This window comes from Paenibacillus doosanensis (genome assembly GCF_025060755.1).
Lineage (GTDB): Bacteria > Bacillota > Bacilli > Paenibacillales > NBRC-103111 > Paenibacillus_S > Paenibacillus_S doosanensis.
Genome location: NZ_JANYUY010000052.1, coordinates 21659 through 43163 on the forward strand (window position 1 = coordinate 21659; position 21505 = coordinate 43163).

At 54.7% G+C, this 21505-nt stretch carries 15 protein-coding genes; 3 read left to right on the top strand and 12 right to left on the bottom strand.

Features of this window, described 5'->3' with window-relative positions:
- The first annotated feature begins 185 nt into the window (after positions 1-185).
- Positions 186-1115: an aldo/keto reductase gene (locus N0M98_RS27305; RefSeq protein ID WP_259619726.1), complete on the top strand. Its 930-nt coding sequence runs from the start codon at positions 186-188 to the stop codon at positions 1113-1115.
- An 82-nt stretch (positions 1116-1197) separates the two neighbouring features.
- Here N0M98_RS27305 and N0M98_RS27310 read toward each other — a convergent pair whose 3' ends face one another.
- On the bottom strand, positions 1198-3255 hold the full coding sequence (locus N0M98_RS27310) for a methyl-accepting chemotaxis protein (protein WP_259619727.1): 2058 nt from the start codon (positions 3253-3255) through the stop codon (positions 1198-1200).
- A 166-nt stretch (positions 3256-3421) separates the two neighbouring features.
- Between N0M98_RS27310 and N0M98_RS27315 the strand changes: the two genes are divergently transcribed.
- Complete coding sequence (locus N0M98_RS27315; RefSeq protein ID WP_249863409.1) at positions 3422-3973, top strand: cupin domain-containing protein; 552 nt, start codon at positions 3422-3424, stop codon at positions 3971-3973.
- Between the two features lie 269 nt (positions 3974-4242).
- Here the strand turns inward: N0M98_RS27315 and N0M98_RS27320 are convergent, their stop codons facing one another.
- The 8 genes from N0M98_RS27320 to N0M98_RS27355 form a co-directional block, all read right to left on the bottom strand.
- Positions 4243-5415: an MFS transporter gene (locus N0M98_RS27320; protein ID WP_259619728.1), complete on the bottom strand. Its 1173-nt coding sequence runs from the start codon at positions 5413-5415 to the stop codon at positions 4243-4245.
- Between the two features lie 292 nt (positions 5416-5707).
- A complete protein-coding gene (locus N0M98_RS27325; RefSeq protein ID WP_259619729.1) occupies positions 5708-7066 on the bottom strand; it encodes a sulfatase family protein in 1359 nt (452 codons plus the stop codon).
- A 49-nt stretch (positions 7067-7115) separates the two neighbouring features.
- On the bottom strand, positions 7116-7997 hold the full coding sequence (locus tag N0M98_RS27330; protein ID WP_259619730.1) for a carbohydrate ABC transporter permease: 882 nt from the start codon (positions 7995-7997) through the stop codon (positions 7116-7118).
- Positions 7998-8008: 11 nt separating this feature from the next.
- Entirely contained in the window at positions 8009-8899 is an 891-nt protein-coding gene (locus tag N0M98_RS27335) for a carbohydrate ABC transporter permease (RefSeq protein ID WP_249863414.1), read from the bottom strand.
- Positions 8900-8963: 64 nt separating this feature from the next.
- Positions 8964-10289: an ABC transporter substrate-binding protein gene (locus tag N0M98_RS27340; protein ID WP_249863415.1), complete on the bottom strand. Its 1326-nt coding sequence runs from the start codon at positions 10287-10289 to the stop codon at positions 8964-8966.
- Between the two features lie 177 nt (positions 10290-10466).
- Complete coding sequence (locus N0M98_RS27345) at positions 10467-12089, bottom strand: response regulator (RefSeq protein WP_259619731.1); 1623 nt, start codon at positions 12087-12089, stop codon at positions 10467-10469.
- Positions 12086-13888 (bottom strand): cache domain-containing sensor histidine kinase, encoded by a 1803-nt coding sequence (locus tag N0M98_RS27350; RefSeq protein WP_259619732.1) that lies wholly within the window; start codon positions 13886-13888, stop codon positions 12086-12088. Before N0M98_RS27350 ends, N0M98_RS27345 begins: the two co-directional genes overlap by 4 nt.
- Positions 13889-14079: 191 nt before the next feature.
- Positions 14080-15849, bottom strand: a complete 1770-nt coding sequence (locus N0M98_RS27355; protein ID WP_259619733.1) for a glycoside hydrolase family 2 protein — start codon at positions 15847-15849, stop codon at positions 14080-14082.
- Positions 15850-15997: 148 nt separating this feature from the next.
- Here N0M98_RS27355 and N0M98_RS27360 point away from each other — a divergent pair, with 148 nt between their 5' ends.
- A complete protein-coding gene (locus N0M98_RS27360) occupies positions 15998-16903 on the top strand; it encodes an ArsR/SmtB family transcription factor (RefSeq protein WP_249863419.1) in 906 nt (301 codons plus the stop codon).
- 121 nt (positions 16904-17024) lie between these two features.
- On the opposite strand, the gene N0M98_RS27365 is transcribed toward N0M98_RS27360, so the two are convergent.
- Genes N0M98_RS27365 through N0M98_RS27375 form a run of 3 tightly spaced genes read right to left on the bottom strand, consistent with a single transcriptional unit; the run spans position 17025 to position 21497 of the window.
- A complete protein-coding gene (locus N0M98_RS27365; protein WP_259619734.1) occupies positions 17025-19031 on the bottom strand; it encodes an alpha-L-arabinofuranosidase family protein in 2007 nt (668 codons plus the stop codon).
- 13 nt (positions 19032-19044) lie between these two features.
- A complete protein-coding gene (locus N0M98_RS27370) occupies positions 19045-20565 on the bottom strand; it encodes a sulfatase family protein (RefSeq protein ID WP_259619735.1) in 1521 nt (506 codons plus the stop codon).
- Positions 20566-20597: 32 nt separating this feature from the next.
- The gene (locus tag N0M98_RS27375; protein ID WP_259619736.1) at positions 20598-21497 is read right to left on the bottom strand and encodes a carbohydrate ABC transporter permease; all 900 of its coding nucleotides are present in this window, start codon (positions 21495-21497) and stop codon (positions 20598-20600) included.
- Positions 21498-21505: the final 8 nt, after the last annotated feature.

The window sequence follows — 21505 nt, forward strand, 5'->3', positions numbered from 1 at the left end:
CACGATCATACACGAATTTTTCCAAATAGAACATACAAAATCTTTATTTTTGTTTGATTATTTTTATTTATTTCAGATTCGCCCTTTACTTACCTCGAAGTTACTAACGAAACAAAAATTCATCTCTTGTCCAACTTGCGGGCGTCCCCTATAATTCAGAGCATATGGAAAGGAGCTGAAGCAATATGAAATACCGCAGGCTTGGAAAAACCGAATTGAAGGTTTCCGTTGTAGGGGTAGGCACTTGGCAGTTTAGCGGAGCATGGGGCCAAGATTACGAGCAAGACGAGGTGGATGCGATTCTGGACAAAGCGCGGGATCTCGGAATCAATCTGCTGGACACCGCGGAATGCTACGGCCACCATCTCTCGGAAAGCTTTATCGGCAGCTATATCGAGCGAAGAAAGAACAGGGCGGACTGGGTTATCGCCACCAAATTCGGCCATAATCACCAGGACCGGGAGAACCCTTCGAAAAATTACTGGTCGGCCGAAGAGGTCCTTAAGCAGCTGGACGCTTCCTTGCAGGCTTTGCGAACCGATTACGTCGATTTGTATCAATTCCATTCCGGCTCGGACGAGGATTTCAACAACGACGATCTGTGGACGGCATTGGACAAGCAGGTGCAAGCGGGAAAAGTGCGCCATCTCGGCATCTCCATCGGCAGCAACGATAATGTGTATCAAACGGACGCGGCGACCCGGGTCGGCGCCGAGGCGATTCAGGTCATCTATAACCGGCTGGATCAGGTTCCCGAACGGCAGGTGTTCCCGTCGTGCGAGCGTCAGGATCTCGGCGTGCTTGCGCGCGTGCCGCTGGCCAGCGGTTTCTTGAGCGGCAAATACAAGCCGGGAGCCGTCTTCTCCGGCAACGACGTCCGCTCGCGGCGCGATCAGCGGCAATCTCAGGAAAGATTGGAAATGGTCCAGCAAATACTGCGCAGCGAAGTCCCTTCCGGCGTCGAGATGGCGACCTGGGCGCTGGCCTGGTGCTTGAAGCATCCCGCCGTTTCCTGCGTCATCCCCGGCTGCAAAAGCCCGCAGCAGGTCCAAATGAATGCGGCCGCTGCGAGCTTAAGCGAGGTTCGGAACGATCATCCCCAAGCGTGGAAATAATGCTCGGGACGGCAACAACTTGAGAAGGATGGCAAACATACGCGGCAGAGCTGTCATTTTTCCGGATAAGCTTCAGCTGAAGCTAAATCCGGAATCGTTCCGCCAGCGCTTGCAGCTCTGCCGCCATCCGGGTCAAGTGCGCTGACGACGACGTAATCTCTTCCATGGAAGCCAGCTGCTGCTGCGTAGCGGCCGATACCGTCTGTGTCCCTGCCGCCGCTTGTTGCGATACAAGGGAGATGTCTTCCATCGCCTTCACGATATGCTTCGTCCCTATTGCAACCTGCTCGGCGGCTGCGGATACGCCGCGAACTTGGCCGTTGACCTCGCCGACGGACCGCTCGATCTCCGCAAACAATCCACCCGCTCTGCGCACGACGTTCAATCCCGAGCTCACTTCATTCGTAGTCCGCCGCATCGATGCTTCCGCGCTGCCGACTTCTTCGCGAATCGCGCCGATCAGCGCGGCGACTTGCTCCGCCGACTTCGCGGACTGCTCGGCGAGCTTCCTCACCTCCGAAGCGACGACGGCAAATCCGCGTCCCTGTTCCCCCGCTCTTGCCGCCTCGATGGCGGCGTTTAACGCAAGCAGATTCGTCTGCTGCGATAAATCCGAGATGACTCCGATAATTTGGCCGATTTCCGACGAAGTATGAACCAAGCGGTCGATAACCTCCGCCAACCCGCCGACGGAGCTGTTGATGGAATCCATCTGCTGCACGGCGCTTTGAATCGCTTGGCCGCCTTCCGCCGATTTTACCGCGACCTGCCCGGTCGTCACGGCGGCCGTGTGCGCGCCGTCCGCAATCTCCCCAATGTTCTCCGACGCCTCGCGGACGGTTTGCGAGCCGCCGTCAACCAGGCTTACCTGCGCATTGGCGCCGTCGGCCATTTGTTCGATCGCTCCTGCAATATGCTCCGCCGACGAAGCGGTCTGATCCGCGCTGGCCGACAGCTGTTGCGACGAGGCCGCCAATTGATTGGCCGAGAGCGTCACTTCCGAGACGACCATCCGAAGCGAATCGATCATCCGGTTAAAGGCGGCGCCCAGCTCTCCGAACTCGTCTTGCGATCTCACGTCCGCCCTGCGTCTCAAATCTCCCTGACTTATGATCCGGGATATGTCCGTTAAAGCTCTTAGCGGTCTCGTAATCGAACGGACGATGAAGAACATCAGGCACGAGCCGATCAGGATGAACGCTGCCATGACAACCAGCGTATTGTTCAATATAGGCGCCGCCGTGCGCGTCACCTCGCTCGGCGACCGGTCGCCCGCGATTTTCCAGTCGGTCAATGAATTCGTCATATAGATCAGATGCCGGGTATCGCCGTCCGGAGATACTTGCTCTATGTCGCCCGACTCGCCGTTAAACAATAACCGACCTTGGCCGGCAATATCGGCTGCCGACGTTCCGTCCGCTTCCGCTGTGACCGCAGACGGCATGACGCTGTCCATGTCCGCCCCTTCCAGGCCGGGTCCGGCTCCCCAAGGCGGAGCAACGATGTTCTCTCCTTTGGCGCCGAAAACGACGACAAATCCGGTTTCACCGATTTTCACATCGCTGACGATTTGCTTCAGCTCGGTCAAATTCAGCGCGACGGCGACTGCCGATTGGCCGTTATCGGCGGCTTTGACCAGCGCTACAACCGTATTTCCCGTTTCGGCGGACGTATACGGTTCCGTTATGATGACTTTCCCGTTGCTCTCCAGCGCCTGCTTGTAAAAGTCGTTTGGCCTCGAATCGTCCTTATCTGGCGCGGCCTTGAGACTGCCCGATGCATAGAGATGCGCCCCGCTGCTTTGAAGCATCGCGACGGCTTCCGCCTCAGGATGGTGCTCCGCGTATAACTGAAGCTGCTCTTCAGCCGATGGCAATAATACTTGATGGGATAAATTATTAACATCATTAATTTTAGCTTGTATGTATTGGTCGATCAGTTTACTGACAAGAACAATATCGGTCTCCGCCATGCTCTGAAGCTGATCGTCGACCCGATCTTTGGCGGTGATGTAGGAAAATCCCCCGATTGCCAAACTAGGCAGCAGCAGAATAAGCAGAAACGAGACGATGAATTTGTTTCTGACGGTGCCTAGCCTGAACTTAAACTTGGATTGGAGCGGAATGACTGTAGGGTCCATATAAGGGCCTCCTTGATGGTGGAATTGGAATCTGTTACCTGATTATAGAGAGCCAAAATGAATCCACGCTGAGTCCCGGCTAAATAAACACTGAAAATATACAAAGTACCTTCCCCGAAGAATACGAATAGCATAGTCTATAACCTAGAGAAGGGAATGAACGACTATGCAGTACGGTCTTTATATGTACCGATATCCTTACTATGCTGCACCGCTTGTTTATAACTACACGCTTACGCCCGTATACTTGGCCAGCACGCGAAACCCGTGGTACGCGCCGGTTCACCGGCAATCTTCCAATAAGAATGGCAGCGAATTACAGGATTACGGTAAAAAACCGTATGTCATTAACATCGACGAAGCCGCCAAGCAAAACCAAACCTATCGTACTGCCATATGGACAGGAGATCATTTGCAGGTCACTTTGATGAGTATTCGCGCCGGTGAGGACATCGGACTTGAGGTCCATCCTTCCGTAGATCAATTTTTGCGCATTGAAGAAGGCCAAGGGATCGTTCAAATGGGCGATGCCAAAGATCATTTACCGTTCGTTCAACAAGTACGCGAGAACGATGCGATTATGGTTCCTGCCGGTACATGGCATAATGTAACCAATACGGGCGATAAACCGCTTAAACTTTACACGATTTACGCCCCTCCCCATCATCCGTTCGGTACGGTTCACCGTACGAAGGCGGACGCAGCAGCTGCCGAATAGCCCCTCTCCCCGCTTAATGTGCAGGACTGCAGGACTGCTTGAATTATTCGGTCACCGCCCGGATTGCACCCACTTCTCAAGCCGGCGGACTTACGGATATGTTATCTGGGAGTGTCGTCACGGTACGGATCAGGGGGGAGTGTTTTTCCGGGTGCTGCTCCTCCCTGTTGAGGAAGCCGGCGAATGGACGGCGATGGTTCAGTGCGGGGGCTTTATTATGGCAGGCCTGAGCCGGCCTTCATCGGGTGGATTCACGACAAGACGGGAAGCTATCCCGCTGCGTTTCTGGGGTTATCGGTATGCCCGGGATTTGCCGTCAGCGAACGCCGCACAACCAAAGCGAATACGAACAGGGATAAGACGACTGTCATCGCGCTAACCTGGAATAAGACGGAATAGCCGGTGTAACGGGAAATCCAGCCTAGAATCATCGCGCCTAATCCGATACCGAGGTCGGTGGCTGTCGCCAAAGATGCATTGGCAACGCCTTTCCGATCCGGACGAGCCAGACGTAACGTGGCCGATTGGAGAGCCGGATGCGCAGAACCGAAACCGATTCCGTACAAAACCGCCGATGCGAGCAAACCGAACGAGCCGGTCGAGAAGCTCAAACAAATCAAAGCGGCAATCGTTACTATTAGAGCCGGCACGATGACCGCTCTCTCTCCATACCGGTCGGACAGCTTCCCCGAAAGCGGACGGCTTAGAGCAAGCGTTGCGGCAAAAACTAGAAAAAACAGGCCGGAATTAACCTTGATCGAGTCAGCGAACAGCGGGACAAACGTAGTTATGCCGCCATAGGCGAAAAACATGAAAAAGACCGATATGGAGACGGGCAGCACCGACTTTTCGAACAACTCGATTTTTCTTATATCCACCTGCGGACGGAAAGGAATTCGCGCGCCAAGTATAAGAAGCAGCGCCAAGGCGGACAGAACGACAGCGAAGCGAAAAAGCGCGTGGTAAGACAAGTGCTGAACCAGCAGAAGCCCGATCATCGGACCGAATGCCATCGCCAGCGTCATCGACGTGCTGAACCACCCCATCCCCTCTCCCCGGCGGGAGGGCGGGATAATATCCGTTACGGCCGTGCTGATGGCGGTGCTGGACACGGCCCAGGTCATCCCGTGAAAGACTCTGAGCCCGATTAGAACGACGATGCCGCCGATCCAGTCGTACATATACATCGCCAGGATGAAGAGCAGCAGCCCCCAGACGATAAACCGTCTTCTGCCGTAGCGGTCGAGCAGCCCGCCGACGATAGGGCGAATGATCACGGAGGTCAGCATAAACGCGCCCATCGACAACCCGACATGCGTTTCGTTGCCTCCGATTTGCTGGATGAACAGCGGCAGCGTCGGATACAGCATATAAAAAGCGTTAAACTGGAACAGCGTACCTGCGCTGATGAGAATAAAAGACTTCGTCCATAGACGTTCCACGATTGAGCCCTCCTCCAATGAAGTATTTATCAAATGATAAACGCATGTCTATGATTATAAAAAGGAATACAATGCTTGCAATGGTTAAATGGGTGCGCTTTGTTCATTTATGAACAATCTGCGGCGAATTGTTGATTATTCATAAGAAAAAACGCCTGTCGGCGTTCATTCAAAAATAAAAGCCTGTCGATAAGCTTGAGCAGGCTTTTTACTAACTTTGCCTACGCATCTGACGCGCAGTTCAGGCAGCCCGGCCGTTCGGACATGGCGGAGGGCACATGCCGCAAGCGGATCAAGCTCCCGCTTCCGCAGCCGAAACGCGGCGCTGCCCGGCCGGAATCGCAGGCGCCCGTTCGATCCGTGGCACGGCTTCGCCCGCCTCCTGCATCCTTCTTTGCAATCTCGCCATCATCCGGTCCGCAGCCTCGCGGTGGGATTCCAGACCGATCAGGTTCGTCAGCTCGTACGGATCGCATTGCAGATCGTATAAATACGTCTCGACATAACGGTCGGAACCGGAATCCTTCTCCGGGTCTTTGCCCGGCGCGGTCACGCCGTACTTCCAGCGCTTCGTTCTTACGGCCCGCCCGACCTCGGTCTCGCTAATTTGCACGAAAACTTCCTCCTGCCACGCATCTGAAGAACCGCGCAGCAAAGGCATCAGCGACCGTCCCTGCATTTGTTCGGGAACGTCGATGCCCGCCGCATCCAGCAAGGTCGGCGGCAAATCGATCAACGATACGAGCTGCGGCAACTGCCGCCCTCCGAAGAAGCCCGGCCCCCATATTGCCGAGGGAACGCGAATGGAAGCGTCGTGCAGGCTCCGTTTGTATTCGCCGTTTCTCGTTTTGAAATGGCAGCCGTGATCCGAGGTGAACAATACGATCGTATTGCGGTCCAGCTGCAGCGATTTCAGCGCGTCGAGGATGCGTCCAAGCGCTTCGTCCAGCCGCTTGACCATGCCGTAATACCCGCCAAGATGCTGATGGGCCGTTCCTCCGAGCGCAGCCAAATCAGGCGGCATCCACCGTCCCGTATAGGCTTCGCGGTAGCCGTCCGGCGCGGGATAATCGTCCAGATGATTTTGGTGATGCGGCTCCAGGAACGATAAGAATAAATAAAACGGGTCGTTCTGGCTGCGGTCGATATAGCGAATCGCCGCATCGGCCATCGCATCCACCCGGTAGCCCGGCAGCTTAACCGGCCGATTGTCGTTGTCGTACAGAACGGTGTTATACGCGTCGGAGCTGAACTCCAGCACGTCCGCCGCCAGCCACTCCTCGTACCCGCCCCGCTTCGGTTCGGATACGGGCTCTTCATGGGCCAAATGCCATTTGCCGATATAGCCTGTGCGGTAACCCGCTTCGCGGAAATAATGCGCCATCGTCTTCGCGCTGTCGGGCAGCGGAATGCCGTTGACGAAGCAGCCGGTCTTGGTTGCATACATGCCGGTCTGCAGGCAGGAGCGGGCCGGGCCGCATACGGGCTGGCACGTAAAGGAATGGGTCAAATGCGTGCCCTGCAAAGCCATTCTGTCGAAGTTGGGCATCAGCCCCAGCGGGTTTCCGTGCAGCCCGGACGTATCCCAGCGCTGCTGATCGGTAAAAAACACGATTACGTTAGGTTGGTTCTTTTCCCGTTGACTCATCATATTCCTCCATATGCAGGACATACTCCCGCCTTTATCGTGATTTCTTCATTTATTCCTTTACGCCGCCCGCAGTCAGCCCCTCTACCATATACCGCTGCAGAAACATAAAGACGATCAGCAGCGGGATCGTGGCCGTCGCAGCCGCCGCCGTGGCGCCGGACCAGTTCGCCGAATATTCTCCGAGATACGTTAAGGACAAGCCGGGACTGAGCGTTCTTTTATCGATGTCGCTGACCAGGGTCAAGCCGAACAGGAAATCGTCCCATGCTATCAAAAAAGTATAAATCGCAATCGCCATAATCCCCGGCTTGGAGAGCGGAACGATAATCGTAAACAACGTCTTGAACCGCGACGCTCCGTCGATTTCGGCCGCTTCCTCCAGCTCCTTGGAAATGCCGTTAAAAAACGTTCTCATCAGCATGATGCTGAAGGGCAGAGACGTCATCGTCGAGGCGAGAATAAGCACATACAGCGTATTGAGCAAATGCAGCGCCTGGTATTGCGAATATAACCCGATGACCAGAGTGACAGTCGGAAACATTTGCGCGGATAAAAAGATGAGCGTAAGCAAATTGCTGCCTCTGAACCGAAACCGGGATAGAGCATACCCGGCGAAAATCGATACGATGATGCACAGCACCGTAGCCCCGGAAGCGACGATAACCGTATTGCGGTAAAAGGTTAAAAATACCGATGAACGAAGCACTTCCGCGTAGCTGTCCAAAGAGATGTGAAACGGAAACCATTTCGGCGGAAGCTGCAGCAATTCGCTGTTGGTGCTAAGTGACGTAACCAGTATCCAGTAAACGGGAAACAGCAGGAAGATCAAGATCAGGCCGAGCAGAACATAGCTTGCTCCTTCTCTGCTGCGCAGCTCCTTCCTGCCGCCCCCGAAGGCCGCTTGTGCCAATGCCGGCGCGCGTTTATTCATTCCGATTCCTCCTACTTGTCGTCCCGATTCATGATGCGCGTAAAGATAAGGGAGAATGTAAACAGCATGACCAGCCAAATCACGCCGATGGCGGAGCCTTTGCCCATCTCATATTTGGAAAACGCGGTGTCATAGGTAAGGATCGCCAGCGATGAAGTGGCCCCGGCAGGTCCGCCGTTCGTCAGTGTAAAAAATAAAGTGAACATTTGGAAATTGTTAACAATCATAATCAACGTTACGCTGGAGATGACGGGCTTCAGCAGCGGCAGCGTAATGTGCGTGAACAGCCGCCAGCCGCTCGCTCCGTCGATTTTGGCCGCTTCGTACAAGCTGGCGGATATATTTTGCAGCCCCGCCAAAATCATGACGGCGACCAGCGGAGTTTGCCGGAATACGGCGACCACGATAATGGCCGTTAACGCATAGTCTACGCTTTGCAGCCAGTTGACGTTGCTTTCGATCACTCCCGCAGAGACGAGCGCATAGTTCAATACGCCGTAATCGCTTTGATAAATCCATAGGAAAATCAATGCGGTGACAATCGTCGGAATCGCCCAAGGAATCATCACGATACTTCTGAAAAAACCGCGGAAACGGATGTTGCGATTCAGAAGGAGCGCCAGCGTCAAGCCGAGCAGCAAATCCAGCGCTACGGCGCAGGCGACGTAGATCAGCGTAATTTTTAAGGAATGATAGAAATCGGGCGATGACAGAAGCTGCTTATAGTTGTCCAAGTGGTTCCACTGGCTTACCGGGGAAAGCAGCGAATAATCGGTAAAGCTCATGGCGACCGATTTGACTAGCGGGCTGACAATGGTTAACCCTAGCAGCAGAACGGCCGGCAGCAGCAGAATGACTGCAAACCATATATCTCTTTGATGTCTGGTCAAACGTAAGTTCATTGTTTCCTCGCTCCATTCCCCAGCCGTATCGTCTTAGGCGGAAGGAACGGCTGTAAGCCGGTCCTCATTTATACAGCTCCTTGATTTTGGGCATCACGGTCGAAATCGCCTCTTCGGGACTTTTGCCGCCCTCGGTAACAAGCACAATCATATCGGTGGACGTTTTCATCGCGTTATCGAATTTGGGATTGGCCGCCGGCAGAGGCGATGCGGTTTTCATCTGCTCGTTGAACACCTTGGCATAGTCGTCCTCATTCATCTCCGGAAGCGATGCAATCGATTTTCGGGAGGACATGACTCCATTGAGCTTGTGATAAATCGCCATTGCGTCTTTGGATACGAGATATTTGACAAATTCGGCGGCTTCCTGCTTGTGCTTGCTTCCGGCCGCTACCACGAGCTGATGCTCGGTAAATACGGTTTCGCTTTTGCCCGATTTGCCCGCAGGAACGGTCGTCACTCCCCATTCCTTGTCGAACGCTTCGCCCTTGCCGCTCATCGAACGGAAGTTGGTTCTGCCGAAGTCGCCGTCTACCAGCATACCGAGCGCATTGTTGGCGAACATCGGCCGAAGATCCTTCATCATCGCGCCCTTCGGCGAGATTTTATTGCCGATCATATCTTTGATATAAGCCAGCGAGTCCTTCAAGGCCGTGCCTTGGTCGTAGACGATCGCGCCTTTGTCGTCGACGAATTTGCCGCCGTAGGAATATGCGATTCTCATCAGCATGTTGCCCGTATACGATTCGGAGGCGCCGTTCTCGCCGATCCCGTAGATCGGATTTCCTTTTTCGTCCTTGCCCAGAGCGGCTATTTTTTTGGCCATTTCGATCATTTCATCCCATGTTTTCGGCGGTTTTTCCGGGTCCAGGCCGGCCTGCTTGAACACGGTTTTGTTCCAGAACAGCGCGCTCGGATGAGGCGCCCAAGGCATCGCCATGACTTTGCCGTTGAACGTTACTCCCGCCTTGCTACCGTCGACGATGTCGTTGATCATGTCCGCTCCAAGCAAGGCTTCCAGCGGCTCCGCCATTTTCGCCCCGTCGAACGCGGGCGTGAAATTTTGGTTGGACATGGCGACATCCGGAGGATTGCCGCCCGCGGAGCTGACCAGCACCTGATCCTTGAACTGGGCGAACGGGATGCCGATCGACTTCACTTTAATGTTGGGATGCTTTTGCTCAAAATCGGCGATCAGCTGATTGTAAGCCTCCTTCGTGCCTTCTTCCACGGATATCCAGTTGGCAAAAGTAATTTCCACCTGCTTATTGCCGTCCGCCGGATTCGCGCTCTGTTCCGGCGAGCTTCCGCCGCCCGATCCGCAAGCTGCCAGCGCAGCCGCCAAGCTTACCGCGGTCGCGCCGGTCATCATCGTTTTCCATGCCTTCATCTGCCCATCCCCGCCTTTTCTATATTCGTCCCGACTTCGATATCGGATAGCTTTATTATAGATGAAGCCGTCAGACTCCCACCGGTTATATCTTCGGGTCATTTAGTCCTATCTTTGGCTTTTCTTTAAACATTCGGTGTGGCGAGAAAAGAATGCCTGCCGTATGCTTTCCCGGTTTTATCTCATAGCATGAGCTTGTTTATATTCCAGCGGGGTCATCCCCGTCGCTTTCTTAAACACTTTCGTTAAATAACTGCCGTCGGGATAACCGACCTGCTCCGCCATCATCCCTATGGTCGAGTCGCCGGAGCGGATCAGCTCCTTGACCTTCTCGATGCGAAGATGCGTCAAGTAATCGTTGAAGCTGACGCCCATTTTCTTTTTAAACAGCTCGCTTAAGTAGGTTTTGTTCAAATGCACCTTGTCCGCCGCCTGCTGCAGGGAGATGCCTTCGGCATAAGACTCTTTGATGAACGCGCACACCTCGCGTATCGTCTTATTGTAAGAGCCTTGCCTTACTTGCGCTTCATCGATAAAATGAGCCGTCCTCAGAAGCAGCCACTGCTTGAGCCGCTCGAACGTCGACAGCTCGGCGATCTCCTGATGGATCAGCTCGGGCTCGTAAACGGCCGCTCCTTCTTTTAAGTCCCGCAATGCCTGATGCAGCGTGAAGGCGATTTGCAGACAAAGCGCCTTGGCTTCGGCTTCCGTAAACGGCTTGCGCTGTTGAATGCCGCCCATCAGCGCCTCCACGGCTTCGGCCGCTTGCTTATACTGTCTTTCGCCGATCCGCTGCGTAAATGTTTTCCAGAAGGCGGGAAGCTCCTTGTCTGCGAACCCGGTATCCGCCGCCTGCTCTTCCTTATGCCAGGCAATGGCCCGCTTCTCGTAAAATGTTTTGCGCTTTAGCGCCTCGCAGGCTTCTTGGAACTGATGCCCCAATTGGCTTAGATCGCCGTACGGCGGGCTGATGCCCACAGAGACGGAAACCTGGAGATATTCCGACAGATTGGAGATGATCCGGTGAGCGTACTGCAGCGAAGCTTCGCGTACGGACCTGCTGCCGGTTTGATTCGAGCCGATCAGGACGACAAGCAGATTCGCTTCATAGACGAAGCAGCAGCCGCTCCCCGCCTCCGTAACGAGCGTTTCGTCAATAATATTCACCATGGCCGATTCGAGCAGCTTATGATCCTTTATCTTCGCATGTAGACCGGCATCCGGCGCATCGTCCGGCCTGATTGTCATGACGATCAGATCGCGACGGGGAAGCCGAAGCTGGAAGGCGCTCATCTTGGCTTCAAATTCATGGATGGCGGACGGCTTGCCGCGGACCAGGTCGGTCAAATAGATGGACCGCAGCGTATGATGATGATGGTTCAGCGCGCTTTTCAGGGAATACACCTCGTCATTGCGGTGCTTCTCCAGCGCCAGCTCGGACTGCAGCTTGTTCAGCGCTTCCCGGAGCTCGCCGACGGTCACTTCCGCCTTCAGAATATAGTTGCCGGCTCCGGCTTTGAGCGCCTCCGACGCATACTGAAATTCGCTGTACGAGCTCATGATCATGGAGCGGACGGAAGGAAATTCCTCCTTCAGCCGGCGGATCAGTTCTATGCCGTCCATCACCGGCATCTTGATATCCGTAATGATGACGTCGACCGGCTGGCTTCGGCAGGCGTCCAGCGCTTCCTTCCCGTTGCCGTAGGCGCCCGCCACTTCAATTCCGAGCTCCGTCTTGTGTACCAGCTGTTCGATCCAGCGGCGGATTTGCGGTTCATCGTCGACAATAGCTACCTTCATGTTCGTTTCAACTCCTCGATTCTCGTAAATACGGGCCAGCGGAGAACGACGGACGTTCCCCCCTGATCGGCGCGACGAATGTCAATTTTGTATTTGCTTCCGAAATGAAGCTGTATCCGATGCTGCACATTTCTTAAACCCAGCCCGTTTGCCGAGGAGAGAACCTGCTCCGTCAAACCGGACTCTTCACCGTCTCCGTACGTCGCGCCGATGCCCACGCCGTTGTCCGTGACGCTAAAGCAGATTTGATCGTGCTCGGTCCAGCCCCTGACTTCGATGACGCCCGTGCCCTCCTGCGGCTCAATGCCGTGGAAGATAGCGTTTTCAACAAGCGGCTGCAGCAGCAGCTTCAACGTCTTTTTATGCAGAATTTCTTCCTCAATATGAAATTCCACCTGCAGCTTCTCATCCTGCCTCGCGGATTGAATGTTGACGTAGTTTTGCAGATTATCGATTTCTTCCGCGATAGTAATATACTCACTTTCTGCGGACAGCGTTTTCTTAAGCAGCTTGACGAGCGATACGATGACGGAATCGATCGCCTCCGGCGTCCGGCTTAACAGCATGGAACGAATCGACGCAAGCGTATTGTATAAGAAATGCGTGTTAATTTGCGATTGCAAATTTTGCAGCTCGACGCGGCGTTTCATTTCCTGCTCTTCAATCACATGATCCCGGAGCTCTTCGATCCGGCCCACCATCTGATTGAATCTTTTGGCCAGCTCGCCGATCTCGTCGCTTCCCTGAACGTCCGAACGGACGCTCAAATCCCCCCGCTCCACCTTTTTCATGCTGGCGTATAATTTTCTTATCGGAACCGATAATTTTCTGGCGATCACGTACGACACGATGATGGATAAAATCAGAACGGACGCAAACAAAATCAGATGCAGCCATTTCGTTTTCTCGACGTTCTGCAGCAGCGTATCGACCGGCGTGTAGCAGACGATCGTCCAGCCTGTGCTCTCCATCCGGTGATACGTAACGAGCATGTCTTTCCCGTCGATACGGCTGTTGAAGTATTCGCCGCCGCCGGCAAAGCGCTCATAATACGGGGCTGCGCTCAAGCTTTGGCCGACCTTGGCCTTGTCCGTCGCCGAGACGATTTTCCCCTGCGCGTCGAACAGCAGCATATATTCGCCGGGCTGCAGCGCATCGCTGTACTGCTTGTACAAAAACTGCTCTCCGATATTAATCATCAGCAGGCCGATCGTCGCGTTATTCTCAAAATCCTTAATGAGCCGTATCGCCGACACGTAATGATCTTCGTTCACGGTCGGAATCAGCTTCGGCGAAGGATCGGCGTACCAGGCAACCCCGCCGTTCAGTTCGGTCACCTGCGTATACCACGGCTCCTGCTTCAGCGATTCGATGCCGATTTTGCCGCCGTCGTAAAACGTATGCAGCTCGATGCCGTTGAGGCCAATGATCGAGGTGTAGTAATCCAGCCACATATACGCATAGCGGTAGGACACGATCATTTTGGTCAAAAACTGTTTTTTGGCCCGTTCCTGATACGCTTGATTGTCCGGCGGACTGAGCAGCAAGGAACGCAAATCCTCGTTGGAAAAATAAATATTCGAAATCGCCGTCAAATCCGAGGCCATAATGTCCAGCTTCTGAGAAATCAGACCGAGCGATTTTAGCTTTCCGGCAACGACCTGCTGCTCAATGCTCTGCTTCGTAATCGCCAGCGATACGTACCCGAACAAGCCGAGCGGAAACAGCACCAGGCAGCAGAAAGCAAGCAGCAGCTTGTGCTGCACGCTGCTTTTCTTGATAAACAACGTATTCCACATGAAACTCCCCCCTTCGATAGATCCACTATATCAATTCCGCTCCGAGCCGACAATATGACGCCTGCTCTTAAGTTGAGCGACCGCGCTTAGAGGTGGTTTTGAGCGCAAGAAAAAACGCAGCCGTACTCCTCAGAGTACAGCTGCGTTCGGAATGATCGTCCCGGCAAACGGCGGGCGCCGTCCGGCACGGATTAGTATTTGACTTCGCCGCCGAAAATCTTTTTGATCTCTTCAAGCGGCGCCTTAGGCACGCGGTCGTATGTCAGCAAGCCGTTAATTTCCTGCTCGACATCGGTCAGCTGCGTGTAGCAAATGCCCTGAACGTAAGGAGATTGCAGCAGTGGTTCCACGACGTCGGCAAGCTTCTTCAAGAAATCTTCCTCGTTCTCCGCCCCGGAATATCCCCAGCCTTCCCAGTCGCTTTTCTTAAAGGCAATGCCGCCGAATTCCGTGACCAGAATCGGCTGTCCTTCATAAGCTGTGCCACCGACGAGCACCTCACGGCGATGCGGCTTCGTTCCCAATGTTTTCTCCAGGGTCGAATACCGCTCCTCCAGGTCGTCCCGTCTCCACTCGTAGTCGTGAATCGTAACGAGATCGGAACGCATCTGCTCCCATCCGTCATTGGAGATGACCGGCCGGGTGTCGTCCAGCGATTTGGTCAAGTGGTACATGGCGAGCGCATGCTGCTGCTGCCGCTTGTCGATCAGAATGTTCGGCACGCCCCAGCTTTCGTTAATCGGAACCCACACGACAAGCGAAGGATGATTATAGTCACGATCTACCGCTTCCAGCCATTCCGCCGTCACTTTGCTTACGTATTCCTCGGAATATTGATAGGCGTTGGCCATCTCTCCCCATACCAGATAGCCCAGCTTGTCGGCCCAGTAGAGGAAACGGGGATCTTCGATTTTTTGGTGCTTACGGGCGCCGTTGAAGCCCATCTGCTTCGCCAAGACGATATCCTGCTTCAACGCCTCGTCGCTCGGAGCGGTCAGAATGCCGTCGGGGAAATAGCCTTGATCAAGGACAAGACGCATAAAATAAACCCGGTTGTTCAGCATCACCTTGCCCGCCTCAACCGCTATTTTGCGCATGCCGAAATAGCTGTCCAGGCTGTCGGCCTGCCGGCCGTCAACGAGCAGCGTCACCGTCACATCGTACAGGTTAGGCTTGTGCGGCGACCACCAGCGGCCCAGTCCGTGATCGTTGAAATCATGCAGCCCGATCGTTCTCGACTCTTCCTTATGATGAATGCTGAATGTCGTACTGCAGAAATATTCGTCTTTAAAGCGGATGTCGATGCGCGCCTCAACCTTGGCTCCCGCAGCGGGCGCTTCGTTCAGCAGCGTGCGGATTTGAATCTCGTTCTTATCGATATCGGGCTTAAACTTCAGCTTGTGAATATGCAGCTTGTTCACCGGTTCGATCCATACCGTCTGCCAAATGCCCGTCGTCCGGGTATAAAAGATCGAAGCCGAGTCTTCTTTCCAGAACTGCTTTCCGCGCGGAAGCGTCACATCGCGGCTGAAATCCTCGGCGCGAACGACCAAAACATTGTCTCCCGGCTTCAGAGCGGAGGTAATGTCCGCTTGGAACGGCGTATGTCCGCCTTGATGGAAGGCGACTTGCCTCCCGTTCACCCATACGGTCGCCTCATAATCTACCGCTCCGAAGTGAAGCAGTATCGTTTGGCCGGACCAGTCGGCCGGGATGGCTAAGCTGCGCCGGTACCATACCAGATCGTGAAAGCCCGTTTCCCCGATCCCGCTAAGTGCGCTTTGGTACGCGAACGGAACCTGAATCGCTTGGGTAAAAGCTCTCGTTCCCGATCCCCATTGCTCTGCATCCCCGATACGGTCATCGTCGAATTCAAATTCCCAGGTGCCGTTCAAATTAAGCCACTGTTCTCTTACGAGCTGCGGGCGGGGATATTCCGGACGTGCTATCGATTGTGTCATGTCAGAAGTCAGCCTCTTTTCATTAATCATATAGTTAACTTGATGACTTTCTAATTAAATGATAAACAGACTCGCTCATTATGTCAATCATTAAGTTGATTATTTAACCAATAGGTTATATAATCAAAGCAAGTTAGGGGTGTTGGTTATGAAACTGGATGTAACGACGAATAACATGAAGGTGCTGGAATGCTTTTCTTCCGAAACCCGGGTTCGGATCATTGAATTGCTGAACGGGAAACCTTACAACATTGGAGAGCTGGCAGAGGCGCTGGGCTTGTCGTCGGCGATTATTACCAAGCATATTCAAAAACTGGAGGAGGCGGGCATCGTATCCACCGAGAATACGGTCGGCAAGCGCGGGACGCAGAAGCTCTGCTCCTTGCACGTCGATCAGCTGGTGCTGGTGCTGCGAACCGCTGCAGCGGACAAACCCGCCGATCATGGCGGGTTCACGGTTGAGCTGCCGGTCGGCCAATATATCCGGTATGAGGTTCATCCCACCTGCGGGTTGGCGTCCTTCGACAAGCGCATCGGCATGATGGACGATCCCCGCTATTTCGACGACCCGGAGCATACGCAGGCGGAGCATCTCTGGTTTGGCAGCGGGTTTGTCGAATACCGGATCCCCAACTATCTGGTCGGTCAAGCCGAAGCTTCAAGCATCGCGATTTCGCTCGAAATCTGCTCCGAGGCTCCGCATTATAACGAGAACTGGCCGTCGGACATTACATTTTCGATTAACGATACGGCTGTCGCTACATGGACTTGTCCGGGCGATTTCGGCAGCAAACGCGGCCTGTATACGCCCCCGTGGTGGAACGACACCCAATACGGGCTTCACAAGACCGTATCCGTTACCAAGGAAGGCACGCATGTCGACGGAGTGCGGTTTTCCGACGTGCAGATCGGACAGCTGAATGTAAAAGCGGGACAAGAGCTCCGGTTTCGGATCGCTTGTCCCGCTTCAGCCGCGAACTGCGGAGGTGTCAGTCTATTCGGCAAACGATTCGGCAACTATCCGCAGGATATTCGCGTGACCGTCACCGTCTAGGAGCGTGGTGAACAAGTCCGCTTCGGTGCCCGTTCGATCCTCCAATCGCTGTTGAAATCGCTCTTTTTTCACCGGACCTCTAGACGGTTCCGTCGAGCCGCCGGCAAGCCGTCAGCCCGCATCATCGTCTGAATTCGAACGCATAGACGGAATGAGCCCCCAGCTTGAAGATCAGCCGTCCTTGCTGCGCGGACACGGATTGTTCCCGGGCGACGATGCGTTCGGGCTCGAATACCGAGTTAATCGCTTCATAGTCATCCCCGCTTATTTCCCATACCGTTACATTCGAATCCGCCGGGAAGGAATCGATGCTGATTTCCGTTTCGGCGGCTTTAAGCCCCCGGTTTACCGCAAACAAAGTCAGCGTATCGCCGGCCTCGCTCACGCAGGCTACGACGTCCAGCACCGGCAAATCGCGGAGGCTCTCGCCATGGCGGTTATCGGCGCCGTCGGCGCTGTAAGTTTCGCATTCGGTTTCGCTGTGTACGACATGGTCGATGCTCCGGTTCGCGTAGAGCTTCATCAGATGATACGTCGGCGTACCGTACACCGTCTGGCTCCTTCCGCTCCAGCCCGGGAGCTTGCCGCGGTATTGATCGGCGTAGTGATCGCCCACGCGGATGCAGCCGCCGAGCCAGCCGTTGACCAAATCCGAATAGCTGCCGATTTCAATTAAATCCGATTGGCGGATAAATTCGTTCAAGTTGGCGGCGTTAGCTACCGCAGCTTCCAGCGTATGCTCCATCGGGAGCCCTTGGCGAATCGTGTTCGGATAATACATCGTCGTATATTCCGTGACGGCCAGCTTCACATGGCGGTGCTTGTCATGACGGTCGATAAGCTCTCTTGTCGTATCGATGATCCGGCGCGTAATCTCGGGATAGGAGACGATCGCCTTGTACCTCTCCTCCTTCGGCGTATCGGGCCGGATGCCGACCGTGCCGAAGCCGTGATAAATATGCAGCGTCAAATAATCCATATATTCGCCCGCAATGTCCAGCACAATCCGGTTCCATTCCGGATCGACATGACCGCAGGCCAGGAGAACGGCGTCCGGATCGGCCTCCTTCATCGCTTTGGCAAAGCGGATATACCGATAGGCGAATTCCTCCGCAGTGCAATGCCCGACCTGCCAAGGACCGTAAATTTCATTGCCCACTTCCCAATATTTGACCCCGTACGGCTCCGGATTCCCGTACTGCGCCCGCAGCGCGCCGTACGGCGTCTCCGCGCTCCCGTTGCAGTATTCCATCCATTGCACCGCTTCTTCCGGCGTGCCGGAGCCGGCATTGACGCAAATCAGCGGCTCATTGTTCACATCGCGGCAAAACCGGATAAATTCGTCCGTCCCGAAATATTTGTTCGTCCAGCCGCCCCACGCTTCATTGATCATATTCGGCCGCTCCAGCTCCGGCCCGATGGCATGCTCAAAATGATAAGCGCTAATATAGTTGCCCGCAATGCGCATCATGCCGGCGTTCAGTCCGCGCGTCATATCGACGACTTCCTTCTTGACGATGCCCGCGCTGTCCGCAGGCAGCATCGAGACATGATCGAGCCAGAGGATTCCGGTCGCCGTGGAATCCCTCCACTCCGCGTCCTCCGAAGAGATCAACAGCCGGAACTGCGCGCCCTCCAGCGTACGCGAAGGCGTGAGAGAGAACGAATATTCCCGCCAGTTGTGGCTCGTTAATTCGACTTGAACCGAGCACAGGCTGTCCCCGCCGTGCGGGTCGGTTATTTCGCAAACCAGCCGTCTAATCTCGATCGCCGCCCGCGCCACGATCCGCACTTTATATTCCATGCCTCCGCGAACGGAGACCGATTGGCCGATGCCGGCTTCGCACCGGTCATTGCTGTAGATGCGGATTTTTTGGCTGTGCCCGGAATGCTTCGGCGCCGCAGGCTCCAGGGCGAACTCCGTATTTTTTCCGTTGTTGATCGGATGCCATCCTGCGGATACTCCGTTCACCGCTTCCTCTTCAAAGTCCATATCCTTCAATGCGAAAGCAAGCATCGCGTCCATATGGTCGCGGATATCTTCCACGAAATGGCCGAACAAATACGGATTAACGGTTGTATGCTGCCGCTTGGCGGCGTCGATTCTGATTTTCGTCTTGCTGTCCACAGATCGATTCCTCCTATATTTCATCGCGTTTGCCGTAAATAGGTTTATACGCATAGGCGGCCGGATAAGGCAGCGGGTCTTCGCTGCGCATCATCCATACGGCCAATTCCCTGAGCAGCTCCAGCTCCGCCTCCCGGGCTTGCGGCTGTCCGAACAAATTGTGCAGCTCCAACGGATCATCGGCAAGACGATACAGCTCGCCCTGCCCTTGCATACTCATGTTCAGCTTCCATTCTCCTTTGCGGACCGTCCGCATAAAGCCGCTTTGCGTAACCGAGTTCAATTCGTCGAACCGAACCGTCCGTTCCCCATCGCCTTCGGATACGCTGCCGAAATTGCGGATGTCCAGCCCGTCGTCCTCCGTCAGCTCCTGCCCGCCGTAGCCGTGCTCCGCATATACGCTAGAAAATTCAGGATGCGGATCGGCGCGTCCCGTTAGAAGAGGCCACAGGCTTCTTCCCTGCACGCCCGCAGGAATGGGGGCGCCGGCCGCTTCGCATAAGGTAGGCAGCAGATCGACGATGGACACATGGGCCGGATGCGGCCGGGCGTCCGCCACAATCCCGGGGCCGGTAAACAGCAGCGGAATGCGCAATAAAATATCCGGCAGCCCCGGGCCTTTCTTGATCAGGCCGTATTCGCCCGTAAAATCGCCGTGATCGGACAAGAACACGATCACGGTGTTCTCCAGCGTTCCCGCAGCCTCCAGCGAGCCGATCAGCCGCCGGATCTGGTCGTCAATCAGCCGCAGCATGCCGAAATAGTTGGAGCGAACGCGGGGAATTTCCCGCTCGTAATCCGGGTTGAAATATTCCCCCTGCCTCCGGCACCAACGCCACTTGTAGCCTTTGCGGTCTCCGTCTTCCGCCGATGCCCTTAAGGGCGGCAAATCTTCCGGAGGAAACATCGAGTAATAAGGCTCCGGCGCTTGATAAGGATTATGAGGCTCGGGGAAGCTGAGCCAGAGGAAGAACGGCTGCCCCTCCGACGAATTCGGCTCGGCCGGCTGCAGCCACTCCAAGGCAGCGGTAACTCCCCGGGCCGGATTTTGGCATTCGGGCGGATAAGGCGCCGCTTCCAGGCTGCACTGGGAGCGGCGCCTTAACCAATCGACGAACGCCTTCTCCTGTTCCGTCCGGAAAGGCCCCGAATCGCCGAAATGATTCAAGGATACATAATGGTCGACGGAGGGGCTGTCCGCGCGGAGATACGTGTGATTTTTGCCGATCAGCGCCGTACGATAGCCTTGCCCCTTCATCACATCGAACAAATCTTGCGTATAGCTGACATGCCGGCTGCCCCCGTTGTCCCTGACCTTGTGCGCGCCGGGGTACCGTCCCGTCAGCATGCTGCACCTGGCGGCCACGCAGACGGGCGCGGCCGTATAAGCCTTGTCAAACCACGTTCCCCTGCGCGCCAAGCCGTCCAGGAAGGGCGTCGTATCAAGCGGAAATCCGTATCTGGCGGATACGTCGGCCCGCTGCTGATCCGTCATGATGACGATGATATTCGGTTTGTTTGTCCCTGTGCTCATTCTGTTCTATTCCTCCTAATGCCTCGCCGGTATTATCCTTTCAGCGAGCCGATCATCACGCCTTTGACGAAATGACGCTGCACGAACGGATACATGATCAGAACGGGAAGGCTCGCTACGATAATGAGCGCATATTTAATGCTTTCGGCCAGAAGCAGCTTCTCGTCCATCCCGAACGTCGAGCCGGATTGGTCGAGAATATTGCTCTGACTGACGATCAATATTTCTCTAAGCACCAGCTGCAGCGGATATAAATTGGAGTTGCGCAAATAAATCAACGCATTGAAATACGAGTTCCAATGACCGACGGCGTAATACAATACCATTACGGCGATAATCGGCTTGGACAACGGCAATATAATATGCGTGAGCAAGCGGAAGTTGGAGCAGCCGTCGATGAGCGAAGCCTCCTGAATTTCCCAAGGGATGCTGTTTTGAAAATAGGTCCGCATCACGATCAGGTTATACGTGGCGATCGCATTCGGGATGATCAGCGCCCAGAACGTATTGACGAGCGCCAACCCTTTCACGATCAAATAAGTCGGAATCAAGCCGCCGTTGAAAAACATCGTAAACGTAATCAGAAACATGAACAGATTGCGGCCCGGCAAATCTTTGCGGGATAACGGATAGGCGGCAAGCGTCGTCAAGATAAGGTTAACGCACGTGCCTACCGTCGTATAGAGCAGCGTATTGCGATAGCCGGACCAGACGGCGGCATAATCGAAAATCTCTTTGTAAGCGCCCAAGGTAAAGCCCTTCGGCAGCAGCCACATCTCGCCGCTCATGACTTTGGTCGGATCGCTGAAGGAAGCGCTTAGTACAAACAGCAGCGGATACAGCACCGTCACGAGAATGGCGGCCGATACGGTATAAATGCCAGCATCAAACCAACGGCCGTCGGCAATGCGGCGTACGGCTTTATTATTCATGCTCTCCC